Raw genomic sequence first — 15,478 nt, forward strand, 5'->3', positions numbered from 1 at the left:
CTCAAATCCCGCCCCCGTAACTACCGAACCTGGCGATGTCCCCTTAAGTTGAATTCGGATGCACGTTGGACGTTCGGCCTTGGAGATTGATCTCAGGCTATGGCTCCCGCCGCAGCTTTACACTCTGCGATCGCCTCGAGGAGCGTGCTGGGTGGGACACGCTTCGCGGTGGCTGACGCGCAGTGGAGCGATCAAGGTGTTCGATACCTCTGGGGGAGAACCCGTTCTTTACGTTTATCTCTATCGGAACAAAAACTGGCTTGGCTTCGCCTGGCACGGCTATTTTGGAGGAACACGGGAAGCCGCACAGAATCTTGTCGACGAGTGCGAGCGAAACGATTTCGATCGATAGTCTGTTCGACAGCCTCTTTCGCCCAGACCTCGTGGCCGCCGCCGCACGTGGCGACGAAAAAGGACTCAAGGCGGCCGAAGGAAAGGAAAGCATCGACCGATTGCCGAAAGACGGGCTGCCGCCGGCGATTGCGATTACCTCCCCACAGCCAGGCCAGTCTTTTACATCTGAGAACACCGCAGTTGGTGCGTGCCTAGGTGTCAAGTCCCAGAAGGAAACGCGGCCTCGCTTGATTTCAACCCGACGATGGCTCACTGAAAAGAGTGCATGTTGAACGGAGGATCAGCAGTTGGCCTTTCCGACATTGTCCCCCGGTGCTCTTGTCCCACCAGGTGCACCCGGTATTGAGCCTCGTTGGACCTCGAGCGACAAGAGCGCGGTGGGCACCGCCGTCAGCGTGGCTAGCTGCGTTTGGTTCACGGCAAGCCACGGAATACTTAACGAGATCTACGCGCCGCGGCTCGATATGGCCTGCGTCCGCGATTTCGGCTTCGTCGTGACAGCGGACGGCTATTTTTCCGAGGAGAAGCGCGACACCGATCATCAAGTGCATGCGGTTGAGGACGGTGTTCCGGCGTTTCGTCTCGTCAACACCGCCCACGACGGCCGCTATCGGATCTCAAAGACCATCGTTTCAGACCCGGAGCGCGAGGTGGTGTTGCAGGATCTCCGCTTCGAGGCTTTGACCGGCAAGCTTTCCGACTACCGGCTGCATGCCCTCATTGCGCCGCATCTCGTCAACGGAGGCGCTGATAACACGGCCTGGTATGGCGATTTCAAGGGTCGGCCCATGCTCTTCGGCGAGGGCTCGGGACGGGCGCTTGCCGTTGCCGCCTCTGTCCCTTGGCTTGCCCGGTCGGTGGGCTATGTCGGCTTCTCCGATGGCTGGCAGGCTCTATCGCGCGGTGAGGAGCTGAAGGAAGAATACCGCTGCGCGCCGTCGGGCAACGTCGCGCTATCGGGGACGCTTGAGATGCAGGCGACCGAAGGGCGGGCGCAGATCGCCATCGGTTTCGGCACACAGCCCGAGGAAGCTGCCCTTCGTGCCGTGCTCAGTCTGGAACAGGGTGTCGAGCCGGCACTGAAGCGTTACCGCAGGGGCTGGAGGGAGTGGCAGGCGGGCCTGCTTACCCTCGACGAGCCCCATGAACCTGGCCAATTGAACCGGTATCGCGTCAGCACCGGCGTGCTCGCCACCCACCGCGACGATGCCTCCGGCGCTATTATCGCGAGCCTTTCCATCCCCTGGGGCTTCAACAAGAGCGACGACGACCTCGGTGGCTACCATCTCGTCTGGACGCGCGACCTGGTGGAAACGGCGGGTGGGTTGCTTGCCGCCGGTGCGGGAGCCGACGCCCGCTCGGTGCTCGATTATCTTTCGGCGATCCAGGAGGCCGATGGCCATTGGGTGCAGAATGCCTGGCTGGACGGCCGCCCCTACTGGGATGGCATTCAGATGGACGAGACGGCTTTCCCCATCCTGCTTTATGACATGCTGCTGCGCGCCGGCGAAATCGACGCGTCCGAGGCGGGCCGATACCTGCCGATGATCGAGGCTGCAGCAGCCTATATCGTCAGAAATGGTCCTGCCACCCTGCAGGATCGCTGGGAGGAAGATGCCGGTTACTCCCCTTTTACGCTTGCCGTCGAGATCGCCGGATTGCTCGCAGCGGCCGACGCGGTAGAAGCGGCCGGGCGATTGTCGGCGGCCCAATACCTTCGGGAGGTAGCAGATGGCTGGAGCGAGCGCATCGAGGAATGGACTTATGCCTCCGACACGGAATTGTCGCGCCGGCTGGGCATCGATGGCTACTATGTGCGGATCGCCACGGCGACGGACAGCGGCTCCTCGCTCGGTCGCGACTTCATCCCGATCCGCAACCGCGACGACGGCGCGGCCGTCATCGAAGCGGATCTGCTTCTCAGCCCTGATGCGCTTGCGCTTGTTCGGTTCGGTCTTCGATCCGCGGACGATCCGCGTATCCTCGGTACAGTGGCGGCGATCGATGCCGAGTTGCGGCGCGATCTTCCGGCGGGATCCTACTGGTATCGGTACAATGATGACGGCTATGGCGAGCGCATCGACGGCGCCCCCTTCGCCAGCAGCGGCGTTGGCAGGCTCTGGCCGCTTCTGACCGGTGAACGCGCGCATTACGAGCTCGCCGCCGGGCGACCGGACGAGGCGCGGCGCCTGCTGGCGGCACTGGAAGCCTCGGCAAGCGACGGCGGCCTGCTGCCCGAGCAGATTTGGGATAGCGAGGACGTGTCCGAACGCGAGCTTTTTCTTGGCCGTCCTTCCGGCAGTGCCATGCCCTTGGTCTGGGCCCATGCGGAACACATCAAATTGCTGCGCTCGATCCGCGATGGTGTCATTTTCGACATGCCACCCCAGACTGTTGCCCGCTATGTCGCCGGTCAGCCGCCGATCGCGCCTTTCGCCTGGCGGCTAACCGACAAGCGGACGGTTATGGCGGCAGGAAGTAGTCTGCGCATTGAACTGAGTGAGACTGCCTTCGTGCATTGGTCGACCGACGCTTGGGCTAATGTCACGGACAGCCATACCCGTGACACCGGCTTCGGCACCCATGTCTGCGACTTGCCAACCAAAATGCTCGGCCCGGGCATCATTGTCTTCACCATCTTCTGGAAGGCTAGGCAGCAGTGGGAAGGCACCGATTTCCACATCGAAGTGATTTGAGACTCCCACGTGCCGGGTAAAACGTTGGAATCGCGAAGACACCGCCCTAGAAACTGGGCCGGCGGCACCCGGTAATAGGAACACCACAGGTCGCCAACGCTGGGGGCGTCGCGACACAGATTGCAATGATCACGAAACGGCGGTCGCCTTTACCTTTAGCTCCGCTGCTCTCGACGGCGGTAGCGGGTGGAGCGCCGACGCTCAACGTGTACGCACGCGACCGCTTTGGTATAGACGACATTCAGTCGATGGTCGCCCGGAGTAGCCGTTCGCTCGATGCTCGTCCACCGAACGTCGGGATTGGAACGGCCCCGAGAAGCGCTCCCACCGTGGTTCGAGGGTGGCGTGCGGAGCGACGGTCACCAACGTGCAGGACTACGATCGCGGGCGGATCCCTTCGCATACAACGTTGTCCAACGGTCGGTTCCTGCGCATGACCGGAACGATCACCGTGAAGCTGCAAACCAATTACGACGGTCGGCCGCAGCGCACCAGGCCACTTGCGCTCGAGGCGGTGACCTGCCTGTTTCAGCGCCGCGACGCTTCGGCGGTGGAGAGGCTCTGCGTCGTGGACTAGTCCAACACAACCCGAACATCCCACAGGGACGCGACGCCCTGAAGGCGATTGTCCAAAGCCCACCTCAGGACGTCTTCTACGAACCTGGCCTCATTGTCGCCGAAGGCGATTTCGTCGCGATCCACGGCCGCATCCGTGTCTGGCAAAAAGACCCCAGATCGTGGTTGATCTCTTCCGGATCGAAGAGGGCAAGCGCACCGGGAGGTACCGCAGGACGAAGTGGCGTTTCGATGTTCGACCCTGAAGAGGCCTCGCCTAACGCCCACAATGCCTCGATGTACCTTAGCTCGGCGCTGTTCGACATAGCGCCGAGCACACCGCTGCCTACCACTTGGCGACTTCCTGAGTCCCGGTATTACGGAATTTCATCAGATTTCCGGGGAAGGGGGCTTGGCGGAGAAACATCATCGTCAAACACATCGAATATGAGTTTCGTCAACTCAGACACCGTTCCGAAGAGTCTGATCGGAAACGAAATTCTGATAACATAGGAAGCCTTTGAAAATGAGGCCATACGGATAGCTTAAACGGCGCTATAGATCTCGGGAGCGGGTTCCAAAAACCACTTTCGAGCCACTATGTGCTTTCGTGAAACCCTCGGGGCCCATTCCGCCCGGCCATCGCAATTTACAAACAAGTCCAATAATTTGATGTTTGTGAGTTTGTGGACAGGCAGTCGCTGGTCAGGGTTCATATTATCTGTATGTCAGTACTTGTTCTGGTGCCACTGCCCTGTCGTCAACTCGACCCGGCAAGCTTCTCCGAAATCGAAAAGAAAATTCATCGCGCCGGAACGCGCGAGCTCTTTGATTTCCGAAAGCGAGCGATTGGGCGCAAGATAGGTTTCGACGATCGTTTCCATTACCCGTTCGGCGGCATCCACAACCGGACGAGATGAAAACAGACGCATATGAGCAACCAGTGCGTACAGAAGGACGAGGTCCGAGACATCGTCCTTCTGGTGGCTGATCGCGTCTCCATAGAGCCGGCTAGCTTCGGCGATGAAATCTGAAAACAATTTTTCGCGCTTGGCCATCTCGACTTCGCGATATTTTTCCTTGAGCTGTAGCTTGTGTGTCATCCAGGTGCTGGCAAACGACGCAAAACTCCCGATCGCCACGCCGAGCAGACCCATCAAGGCAGAGATGTACGCGTTCAACAGATTACCCCTCTTTAAGGAGATGGCGTATCCAGTGCGTTACAATCGGCGGGGCAACGAACCTATTGACTGTCCACTGCTGAAGCCGCCATACCCACTTCATTTACGGCACGTAGCGAATAGTGAACGCTTGTCCCGTTGATAAGCGGTCTTTCGTTGCGTCGACCTGCGCGAAGCCGAATCTGCAATGTCCTTGAGCCCCCCGCCGTTGCTCCGAAGACACAAGCCCGTTCAGCGTACTGGCCGCCACGACTGCAATCCTTCCGGATCCCGGCAATTTCCCTCAACTGCGGCAGGCTGTTTATATCACCCGATCGAAACCCGCAAGATCGGAGCTTTGCAGCGGCTTTTTCATGCCGCCAACCCCGAAAACAAGCTTGCGGTCACCAACGTAGCCAAGTCCTAGAGAATGGGCACACTCGTCGAAAGAGATCCCTGCGTCTCACCTCCGCAGTGGCCAGTGGTTTAACACAACTGGTCCGGCACATTGATTCATATCAAATTGAGAACCCGGCCGTCGTGTTAGTGTGAAACTTCAAGCCAACCAGCAGTCATTGGGGCGGGCAACTGGCGCGCCGCTGCTGCAAAGGGGAATGGTACCCTGCGATAAGGGATTGCGATCACGTGATATAGCCGGGGAGACTACTGTGCGATGCGAAAGCTCTTATCCCTCTCGTTGATAGTAAGTGCGCTCTGGTTGAATGGCAGCGGCAGCGAGTCGCTGGCGCAGCAGCCCGGGGCGCCGCTACCGGCGGTTGCGGTCGCCGCCGTGTTGCAGAAGGAGATCACGCCTTCGGACACGTATACCGGCCGCGTCGAAGCGGTGGACACGGTCCAAATCCGCGCCAGGGTTGAAGGCTTCATCGAAAAGCGCCTCTTCGACGATGGAGCGGACGTCAAAGCCGGCGACCTTCTGGTCGTGCTCGAGAAGGCTCCGTATGAGGCGCAGATCGGCGAGATCAAGGGGCAGATCACAGCGGCCGAAGGTGCATTGCGCCTCGCCGAGATTGACGTGAATCGCCAACGGCAGCTCGTGGAGAAACAAGCTGCAGCACAAGAGAGGCAAGACGTGGCAGAGGCCAACCACAAGCAGTCGTTCGGCCAGCTCCAGCGGCTGCAGGCTTCGCTCATACGCGCCGAGCTCAATCTTAGCTACACCGATATCAAGGCTCCCATCGATGGACGGATCGGTCGCTTCGCCTACTCGGTCGGCGACTATGTGACGCCATCGAGCGATCGGCTTGCCGATATCGTGAAGCAGGACCCTATATACGTCACCTTTCCGGTGAGCACACGCGTGCTGCTCGAAGTTCGCAAGCGTGCCGAAGCACAGGGGCGGGATCTCGCCGCAGTGGCGATCAAGCTCCGGCTGCCTGACGGCTCGATCTACAGCGAGACTGGCCGCCCCAACTTCCTCGATGTCCAAGCCGACCGGACGACCGACACGGTGACCGTCCGCGCCGTGTTTCCTAATCCACGGCGGATCCTAGTCGACAAGGAGCTTGTCGGCGTGATCGTCGAACAGGTGAAGCCGGAACAGGCGCTCCTCATTCCGCAGGCGGCGGTCGTGATCGACCAGGCCGGGCCTTACGTGCTCATCGTGGACAAGAACAACAAGGTCGAGCAGCGGCGTATTCGCCCGGGTAGCCAGGAGGGCAGCGATGTCGCCGTCACCGAAGGCTTGAAGGAGAACGAGCAGGTCATCATCGAAGGCCTACAGAAGGTGAGACCGGGACAGCAGGTCCAGGTAGTAGCCTCTTCGGCGCCAGCAGCCGAGGTCGCGCAATGATCTCCGGCATCTTCATCGAGCGACCTCGGCTCGCGTTCGTCATTTCGATTGTCCTAACGCTTGCCGGTCTCATTGCCATCTACTCCATTCCGCTCGCACAGTTTCCGGACATCGTCCCTCCGCAGGTGCAGGTCACCGCCGCATACCCGGGGGCCAACTCGGAGGTTGTAGAGTCCACAGTCGCGCAGCCGATCGAACAGCAGGTGGTCGGGGTTTCCGACATGCTGTATATGCAGTCGACCTCCTCGGCGGATGGGGCATACACGCTGACGGTGACCTTCGCCCTCGGCACCGATCCCGACCTTAATACGGTCAATGTCCAGAACCGCGTCCAGCTCGCCGAGCCGCTGTTGCCGGAAGACGTCACGCGCCAAGGCCTGACGGTGCGGAAGAAGTCCTCCGGGCTGCTGCAAGTGATCGAGCTCTATTCGCCCGATCGCACGTTTGACGGGCTCTATCTCAGCAACTACGCGACGATTAACATCATTGACGCGTTGAAGCGGGTGCCCGGCGTCGGCGACGTGTCGCTGTTCGGGCCACTAGACTACTCGATGCGGGTCTGGCTTGACCCCGCCAAGCTGACGAATTTCCAGCTTACTCCCGCCGAGGTCGCTCAGGCGATCAGTTCCCAGAATATCCAGGCCGCGGTGGGACGCGTAGGCGCCGCCCCGCTCAACCCTGACCAGCAATTTCAGCTCACGATCAGTACCCAAGGGCGGCTGTCCAGTACGGAGGAATTCAAGAAAATCATCCTCCGCGCCAATCCTGACGGCTCGGTTGTGCGGCTGTCGGACGTGGCGCGGGTCGAGCTTGGAGCCAAATCGTCCGACCGGTTGAGTCGCTTCGATGGCCAGCCAGGTGCGTCGATCGCGATCTATCAGGCTCCAGGCGCGAACGCCGTCCACACCGCTGAACTGGTCAACGCGCGCATGGAGGAACTCGCCCAACGCTTCCCGGCCGACCTCAAGCACCTGAACGTCTACGACACAACGGTCTTCGTCACGGCGTCGATTGAGGAAGTGGTGAAAACGATCGGCGAAGCCTTCGTGCTGGTCGCCATCGTCGTCTTCGTCTTCCTCGGTAAACTGCGCACGACCATCATTCCTCTGATCGCGGTGCCCGTCTCTATCATCGGCACGTTCGCGATCCTGCTGCTCATCGGCTACAGCGCCAACACGGTCTCGCTGCTGGCCCTCGTGCTCTCGATCGGCATCGTCGTCGACGACGCGATTGTCGTGATCGAGAACGTCGAACGCGTGATGGAGGAGGAACCGCACCTCTCCGTCAAGGAGGCGACGCGCACTGCGATGGGCGAGATCACCGCGCCGATCCTCGCCATCACGCTGGTCCTGCTTTCCGTCTTCGTGCCGGTCGCGTTCCTGCCCGGCATCTCGGGCGAGCTGTTCCGACAGTTTGCCGTGGCCGTGGCGACCGCGATGCTGATCTCGGCAGTGATTGCGCTGACGCTTTCGCCGGCGCTGTGCTCCGTGTTGCTCAAGCCGGCGGAGGCCCGGCCGCGTGGCCCGATCGGCTGGATGCTGGGCGGCATCGACAGGATGACGCATGGATATACCTGGGTGGTGCGCAAGCTCGTTCGGGTTAGCATCATCGCCATTGTGCTGGTAGTCGGTGCGGCGGCCCTTACATACGGTGTATTCCGGGTAACGCCCCAAGGCTTTCTGCCGAGCGAGGACCAGGGAGCGATGTTCGTGATCCTGCAGGTGCCCGAAGGCGCCTCGCTCAATCGCACGGACAGCGTGTCCCAACAGGTCGAGGAAATCATGCGAGCTGACCCCGCGACGGAGCACGTGGTGTCCGTCGTCGGGCTCGATTTCCTCAGCAGCAGCGCCGCCTCTAACAGTGCGTTCGTCGTCGTTCGCCTGAAACCCTACGAGAACCGCAAGGAGCCGCAACTCAGCGTGAGTGCGGTGATCGAACGCGCCCGTCCGAAGCTCGCGGCACTTTCGGGCGGCCTCGCTGTACCTCTTAACGTGCCGCCGATCGTCGGCTTGGGGTCGACGGGCGGCTTCGAATATGCGCTCGAGGCCCTGCAAGGCCAGCCGCCGTCCGACATCGCCGCCGTAGTGCGGGGACTGACGATCGCAGCCAATCAAGACCCGGCGCTGGCCGGCGTCTTCTCCACTTTCGCTGCCAGTACGCCGCAGCTCTATCTCGACATCGACCGTGACAAGGCTCAGACGCTGGGCGTATCGATCCAGGACATCTTCACCGCTCTGCAGGCCACGCTCGGCGGCTTTTACGTGAATGACTTCAATCTGTTCGGCCGGACCTGGCAGGTCAACATCCAGGCGGAGACCGACTACCGGTCGAAGATCGACGACATTTACCAAATTCACGTGAAGAACAATCAAGGAAAGATGGTTCCTATAAGAGCGCTCGCGGAGGCGCGGTTGGTCCTTGGACCGCAGTCGCTGACCCGGTACAACAATTTCCGCGGCGCGATTGTCAACGGGGCTGCGATGCCGGGGCACAGCAGCGGAGAGGCACTCGCGGCGATGGAGCGTTTGTCGGCGACCACGCTTCCCGCCGGTTACGGATTCGAATGGACCGGGACCGCGCTGCAGGAGAAGGAGGCGGCCGGGAAGACATCCGTGGTGCTGGCACTCGCCGTGGTCTTTGCTTACCTGTTCCTGGTTGCCCTCTACGAGAGCTGGAACGTGCCGATACCGGTTCTACTCTCGGTCACGATCGCTGTTCTCGGGGCGGTTACGGCGGTCTGGCTGATCGGACTCGCATTCGACGTCTATGCTCAAATCGGCCTTGTCGTGCTCATCGCGCTCGCCGCCAAGAACGCGATTCTGATCGCGGCTTTCGCGCTGGAGCAGCGCGCTGCGGGCACGCCTCTGCTCGACTCGGCCATCGAGGGCGCCCGCCTCCGTTTCCGGCCCGTGATGATGACGAGCTTCGCCTTCATTCTGGGTCTCCTGCCGCTCGTGATCGCGACCGGGCCCGGCGCCGCGAGCCGCCGCGCCGTTGGCTCTCCGGTGTTCTACGGCATGCTGGCGTCGGCGTTGATTGGGATCCTCGTTGTCCCCATGCTCTACGTCGTTTTTCAGTGGATGCGCGAGAAAACCGGCTGGGGACCCGCCAAGACGAAGCCGACCGCCCCGCCAGCTTCAACACAACCGCAGCAAGCGTCGAAAAATGCGGCTGATGGATCCTGCTGAAGTTGAAGCGCTTGATGCGGCGGACCGCCTGAAAGAAACAACACTCGGACGAGACCGGCGAATGATGCAAGCACTTCGCGGCGACTGCCAAATCGCTTTTGCTGCAAAGACAATTGGCCGTCATTCGGACGCTACGTGAACGGGCTTCACTCTGATGTTGGAGAGCTCATTCGCGTCCGCATCAGTGCTGCTTTGTTTCCGTGCCGGCGTGCTCACGCAGGTAATCGAAAGCGGAGTTGATAGTCAGCTCGACGGCCTGCGGACTGAGCTTTGGGCGCAGAACCGTCACTCTATCGCAGCCGTAGCGCTACCGACCAGGGCCTCTGGCACCAACGGGTTTGAACTCGCCTGACAGCGCAGTCTGGCCGCGGGTCAGGATAACGAGGTGAGATCAAAACTCCTCCCAGCGGTCGCGAGCAACTGCGACGGTTCCACGCGACGCAAAGTTGCTGGCGACTGTGGCCTGCATTCCGCGAACCGCCATGTTCTGGGTCTTCGCTGCCAATGTTGTTGCGGGTTCAGGCTGGGGCCTGGACCTCTGCTGCCGACTGTTCCCGCCGATGTTGAATTCGCCCACCATTTTCGCGATCCGCTCCACTTCGGATACAAGTGCATGACTTGCCGCTGTGGTCTCCTCCACCATGGCCGCATTCCGTTGCGTTCCCTGGTCCATGGTATTAACGGCAGTATTTATCTCCTGAAGCGCCGTTGACTGCTCGCGAGCGGAATCGACAATTGAGAGAATGTGCTGGTTGATTTCCTTGACCTCACCAACAATAGCGACGAGTGCAGCGCCTGTACTGCCAACAAGTGTTACGCCGGCCTTCACTTGCTCCCCAGATGACGTGATCAGGATCTTGATTTCCTTTGCTGCATTTGCGGAGCGCTGCGCAAGCTCACGCACTTCCTGAGCGACGACCGCAAAGCCCTTGCCGGCATCACCAGCGCGGGCCGCTTCCACGCCAGCGTTGAGAGCAAGCAGGTTTGTCTGAAAAGCGATGTCGTCAATGACGCCAATGATATTGGAGACCTCCTTGGAGGACGTTTCAATCGCGCCCATTGCCGTCACCGCTTGCTTGACGACTTCACCTGATTTCTCGGCGCCGGTCTTTGCCTTAGCAACGAGATTACCCGCTTCTTCAGCGCGCCGACTCGAATCCTTTACTGTTGTTGTGATCTGTTCGAGTGCTGCCGCGGTCTGTTCGATCGATGCAGCCTGCTGTTCTGTTCGCTTCGACAGGTCATCGGCGGCCGAACGAATTTCCTTGGCCCCGGAATGAATCTGCACTGCCGCTGCATCAATGTCAGCAATCGTTGCGGATACTTGCTCCAAGGCATTGTTGAAATCATTCTTCAGTTGGTGGTACGCTTCCGGCAGGTCTTCGGTAATCCGATAGCTGACATTCTTGGCGGCTATGGCCGCCATAGCCTTGCCAAAACAGTCGGAGACCAGCTTCTGCTCGGTTGCGATCGTTTCGGCCTGTGCCTTCTGCTTTGCGACTTCCGCTTCATCGATATAGACCGAAATTGCCAGATCCATGTCCAGCAATACGGCCTTGACCAAGCTTGCTAGCGCTTTTCCGAATTCGGCCGGCTTCATCGTCTTCTTGGAAAACAGACCGCCCTTGGGGAACACTTCCTCGACCGCGCTATTGATTAGATGGTCGAGAATAATCGCGTATCCGCCGATATACCACTGCGGTTCAAGGCCGATCCGGGCGTGAACCGATCCAATTGCTCGGACCTTGTTGACATAGTCTTCATTAAAATTGCCATCGGAAATGCTGACCCAGTGGCCCTGCTGTGCCCCCTTGGCACGGGCGATGTTTTCTTCCGTTGAAAAGAACCGCTTCACTTCGGGGCTCTGGCGGAGCTGTGCATAAAACTTGTCCAGACCGTTTGGCAACTCGCGCTCGACAAGCGCCTTCAGCATACGGATGCTGGCCCGGCCGTTACTATCCAACTGCATGAATTCGAGGCGACGTGCGACGTTCTGCTTTTTTGGGTCCGTTGCGCCAGAAACGGCGTTCGAGCCCTGATACGGGGGATGCGACATGAATAATTCTCCTCTGGGTGGTCAAGTGGGGAACGATCAAGCGACGAATGTGAAAACCGGTCGATTTGCTTCGCAGTTCCGGAGGTAAGTGTCGATTTCCTCGACGAGTATGGGTTTGGCCACAAGGTAGCCCTGGGCATAGTCACAGCCCGTCTGAAGAAGCGACTGGTATTGCGATGGCGTCTCAACGCCTTCTGCGACCACTTCCATGCCGAGGCTGTGAGCCAGTGACGTAACGGCGCCTACGATTGCGTGGCAACCGTGGTCGTGGCCGACGTCCCTCACAAAGGAGCGGTCTATTTTGATGTAGGACACCGGATAGCGTTGCAGGTGGGTCAGAGACGCGTAGCCGGTACCGAAGTCATCGAGCGCAATTTTGACACCTGCCTCAAACAGCCGATTCAGCGTCACACCAATCGCTTCGCTTGTGCGGTCGAGAATAACGCCCTCGGTGACCTCGATGATGATCTCGGACGCCGAGTGTCCGTGAGCCGAGACCGCATCGAGCAGTTCTTTTGCGAAGTTGGGATTGCGTAGTTGCGCAGCGGCCACGTTGACTGCCACCTTGCCGGGGGCAAATCCCTTCCGCTTCATTTCGCACATGGCATTGAGCGTGCCAGCCAGAACGGCGCGTCCGAGCGCGCAGATCAGGTCCGACTGCTCAGCAAGCGAAACGATTTCCGCTGCGGGCACCCATTGATTGTCCTTCTGCCAGCGCACCAGAGCCTCGAAGCCGGCGTGACCTCGGTCGACGAATCGCGCCTGGGGCTGCATCGCAACTTGTATTTCCCCTTGAGCGATTGCGCGGCGGAGTGCTTCGATCATCGCCTCCCGTCGCCGTATGCTCCGCTCCATATCGGTGTTGTAAACTGCATAAGTCGAACGGCCGTTGTGTTTGGCTTGGTAGAGCGCGATATCCGCTCGCTTGAACACTTTCAGAGGCGTCGCGGACTTGCTTTTGCGAACGATCGTAAGGCCGAAGCTGCCGCTGACCCGAACAGCTTTTCGGCCAAGGCGGACAGGGTTTTCGAGGGACCTGAGCAGCTTCCGGACGATCCGGATCGCATTGGCCTTGCTGCCTACATCTACGAGGAGCACTGCGAATTCGTCACCTCCCAAGCGAGCGACAATATCCGACTTCCTCACATTATCTCTGAAGCGTTTTCCGACTTCGATCAGAAGCGCGTCACCTGCTCCGTGGCCGTGCATATCGTTGATCGCCTTGAAGCCGTCCAAGTCGATCAGGACAAGCGCGCTGTGGCGTTCGGCCTTTTGAGACAGTATGGCAGTCAGCCGTTCAATGAGGGTGCGGCGGTTTAAAAGCCCGGTGAGCGGGTCCGCTTCAGCCTGGAGTTTGACCTGCCGCTCCGCTCTCTTCAGATCGGTGACGTCGGTTTGGACGCCGACGATATAGCCGGAGGCGGACCGCCGTTCCTGCACCTTGATCCATCGGTCTCCGCTTACTGCCTGGAGAAACGCCCTTCCTGGATTGCGGTGACTGCGAAGCCTCGCGTTGATCCAGTTCTGCCAGTTATCGTCTGCGCATGAGAGATCAGCAAACTCGCCGGATGCGACGGCATCTTCCAAGATTTCCTGAAAGCGTCGTCCCTCTGCAATGGCACCGCCGGCTCGTCTGTAGCATTCCTTGAAGCCGGAGTTGAACAGGATGAGGCGGTCGTTTTCGTCATATGCGGCCACACCGTTAGGCAGCGTCTCAATGATATCCCGAAGGAGCATTTCAACGCGCTCGCGCCGCAGGTTCTCATCATTTAGCGCCTTCTCTGCCTGTTTGCGCTGGGTAATGTCGTAACGGGTCGAGACATAACCGCAAATGCGACCGGATGCATCCATCTTCGGTGCAATGGTAGTATCGACCCAGTAAAGCGAACCGTCCTTCGCACGGTTGCAGATCTCCCCGTGCCATCGGGCTCCGCCTGAGATTACCCGCCACATCTCTTGGAAGAAAGCGGGCGGATGATGCCCCGAGTTCAACAGGCTGTGCTTGGCTCCTATCAGCTCAAGTCGCGAGTACTTGCTGATTTGGCAGAACCGATCATTCACATTAGTGATGGTGCCAGTTCTGTTAGTAATTCCGACAATCGTATGCGGATCCAGAGCCGTCTTGAACGAGGCAAGTTCCGCCAGCACGTCCTGAAGATCAGCCTGATCTGCGCATTTACCTGGTCCTGGATCTCTCGTTTCGGGTCTTGGCAAGTCTATTGCATTGATTAAGCCCCGCATTTGTTCCCCTTTGTTGCTGGACTTCTTTTGAGCGCCGTTCTCACGAAGGCTTAGACCTCAGACGGGCTAGCTGGAATCGTATAAGTTCGATCTCGTAATTATGAATATACGTTACCGTACATATGAAATAGTTAATTTCAGGTATGCTTCCATTGTGAATTGATAAATGACAATTTTTCCTAGAGAGACTGGCTAGACGACGCACAGGTTCGTATAGTCGCTAGTGTTCGGCGCCGTATCTACATATGTCCGATCGCGCACATTGGCGCGATTATTGGTCTGGAAGGAAAAATGACAGGGTATCCGGTTCGGAACCGAATAGTGTTGGCGCTGAAACCGGCGGCTCAAGACTTCATAGCTGCGAGATCGCTTACCCGGCCGGTGATCGCCGGGGAAGTTATTTACGAGGACGGCGCTCCTTTCACACACGCCGTGTTTCCGCATGCGGGGCTCATCTCACTGATGGCCACCATGGCCAATAGCAAGACCGTAGAGAAGACCTCCGTGGGGCACGAGGGATTTCTTGGCTTCGGGTTGATCATGGGGGGAAGTGGAGCCTTCGGCAGGTGCGTCGTGCAGGTTCCGGGCTATGCGTCCTGGCTTTCGAAAGCGGACTTGGATCAGGCATTGGCTGAGTTCCAGTGCGTCAGGGAAACCATGCTGAGCTATGCCAAGTCGCTGATTACGCAACTCATGGAGACCGTAGCCTGCAATAGCCTGCACTCGGCCGAACAGCGCGTCATCCGCTGGCTGCTAATAGCCCATGACAGCGTTTTAGGAGATAATTTCGATCTCACCCAGCAGATTGTGGCGGAAGTTTTAGGTCTGCGCCGCGCGACCGTCAGTGCCATCTGTTCTCAACTGCAGTCCGACGGGCTACTCGAATACTCTCGTGGCGTCGTTACGATAGTGGATCGCGCAGGCGTGGAGGCAAGGGCGTGCGAGTGCCTGCATAATATCCAAAAGGCTTCGATGCGGCACCACAGCCCCGCTCGATAAACGCAAGACGCTGAGGACCGCCGCTGCTTGAGGGGAGGCGTTGCCTTAACCTGGACCGACCGGACCATGGGATCGCGGCAGAACCCGCTGCACCACCGTGGACCATTGGGGTTTCGGGCCAGGCTGCCGCGGCCGGCCGATTTGAACCGCATTATCCAGCTCCCGCCGTCGCACGGAGAGATGAATTCCGGTCCGATTGTCTAGCTTTGTGAAAATGCGAGCGAAGCTTGATGCCGGCATTAGTTCATTTTCTGCTGCGGAAAAGAATAGGATTCGATCTTGTCGGCGATCATTTGGCCTGCCACGCGTTGATCTGCTGCTATGCCAGGCCAAAAGACGTTACACTGCGCCCTAGAATGATAGGTTAAGGCGACTTCTGCAATTCCGGCAGGACGTCGAACAGATCGGCGACGAGACCA

The 15,478-nt window shown here is 59.2% G+C and carries 9 protein-coding genes; 5 read left to right on the top strand and 4 right to left on the bottom strand.

The window, feature by feature from the left end; all coding sequences use genetic code 11:
• The first annotated feature begins 641 nt into the window (after positions 1–641).
• The gene (locus BN77_RS17580) at positions 642–3,050 is read left to right on the top strand and encodes a glucan 1,4-alpha-glucosidase (protein WP_007534338.1); all 2,409 of its coding nucleotides are present in this window, start codon (positions 642–644) and stop codon (positions 3,048–3,050) included.
• Positions 3,051–3,390: 340 nt separating this feature from the next.
• Complete coding sequence (locus BN77_RS17585; protein ID WP_040677351.1) at positions 3,391–3,627, top strand: MoaF-related domain-containing protein; 237 nt, start codon at positions 3,391–3,393, stop codon at positions 3,625–3,627.
• Between the two features lie 706 nt (positions 3,628–4,333).
• On the opposite strand, the gene BN77_RS17590 is transcribed toward BN77_RS17585, so the two are convergent.
• On the bottom strand, positions 4,334–4,786 hold the full coding sequence (locus BN77_RS17590) for a hypothetical protein (RefSeq protein ID WP_007534341.1): 453 nt from the start codon (positions 4,784–4,786) through the stop codon (positions 4,334–4,336).
• A gap of 652 nt (positions 4,787–5,438) precedes the next feature.
• Between BN77_RS17590 and BN77_RS17595 the strand changes: the two genes are divergently transcribed.
• Positions 5,439–6,575: an efflux RND transporter periplasmic adaptor subunit gene (locus BN77_RS17595; RefSeq protein WP_007534342.1), complete on the top strand. Its 1,137-nt coding sequence runs from the start codon at positions 5,439–5,441 to the stop codon at positions 6,573–6,575.
• Complete coding sequence (locus BN77_RS17600; RefSeq protein WP_007534343.1) at positions 6,572–9,763, top strand: efflux RND transporter permease subunit; 3,192 nt, start codon at positions 6,572–6,574, stop codon at positions 9,761–9,763. The genes BN77_RS17595 and BN77_RS17600 overlap by 4 nt, the downstream gene beginning before the upstream one ends.
• 391 nt (positions 9,764–10,154) lie before the next feature.
• On the opposite strand, the gene BN77_RS17605 is transcribed toward BN77_RS17600, so the two are convergent.
• The gene (locus BN77_RS17605; protein WP_007534344.1) at positions 10,155–11,819 is read right to left on the bottom strand and encodes a globin-coupled sensor protein; all 1,665 of its coding nucleotides are present in this window, start codon (positions 11,817–11,819) and stop codon (positions 10,155–10,157) included.
• 36 nt (positions 11,820–11,855) lie between these two features.
• Entirely contained in the window at positions 11,856–14,060 is a 2,205-nt protein-coding gene (locus tag BN77_RS17610) for a sensor domain-containing protein (RefSeq protein WP_007534345.1), read from the bottom strand.
• A gap of 321 nt (positions 14,061–14,381) precedes the next feature.
• On the opposite strand from BN77_RS17610, the gene BN77_RS17615 reads away from it, so the two are divergent.
• On the top strand, positions 14,382–15,059 hold the full coding sequence (locus BN77_RS17615; protein WP_244426189.1) for a Crp/Fnr family transcriptional regulator: 678 nt from the start codon (positions 14,382–14,384) through the stop codon (positions 15,057–15,059).
• A 239-nt stretch (positions 15,060–15,298) separates the two neighbouring features.
• Here BN77_RS17615 and BN77_RS34410 read toward each other — a convergent pair.
• Positions 15,299–15,478, bottom strand: a 180-nt coding sequence (locus BN77_RS34410; protein ID WP_208856443.1) for a hypothetical protein, incomplete at its 5' end; no start/stop codon positions are given.

It is taken from the genome of Rhizobium mesoamericanum STM3625 (assembly GCF_000312665.1).
In the GTDB taxonomy this organism is placed as follows: domain Bacteria; phylum Pseudomonadota; class Alphaproteobacteria; order Rhizobiales; family Rhizobiaceae; genus Rhizobium; species Rhizobium mesoamericanum.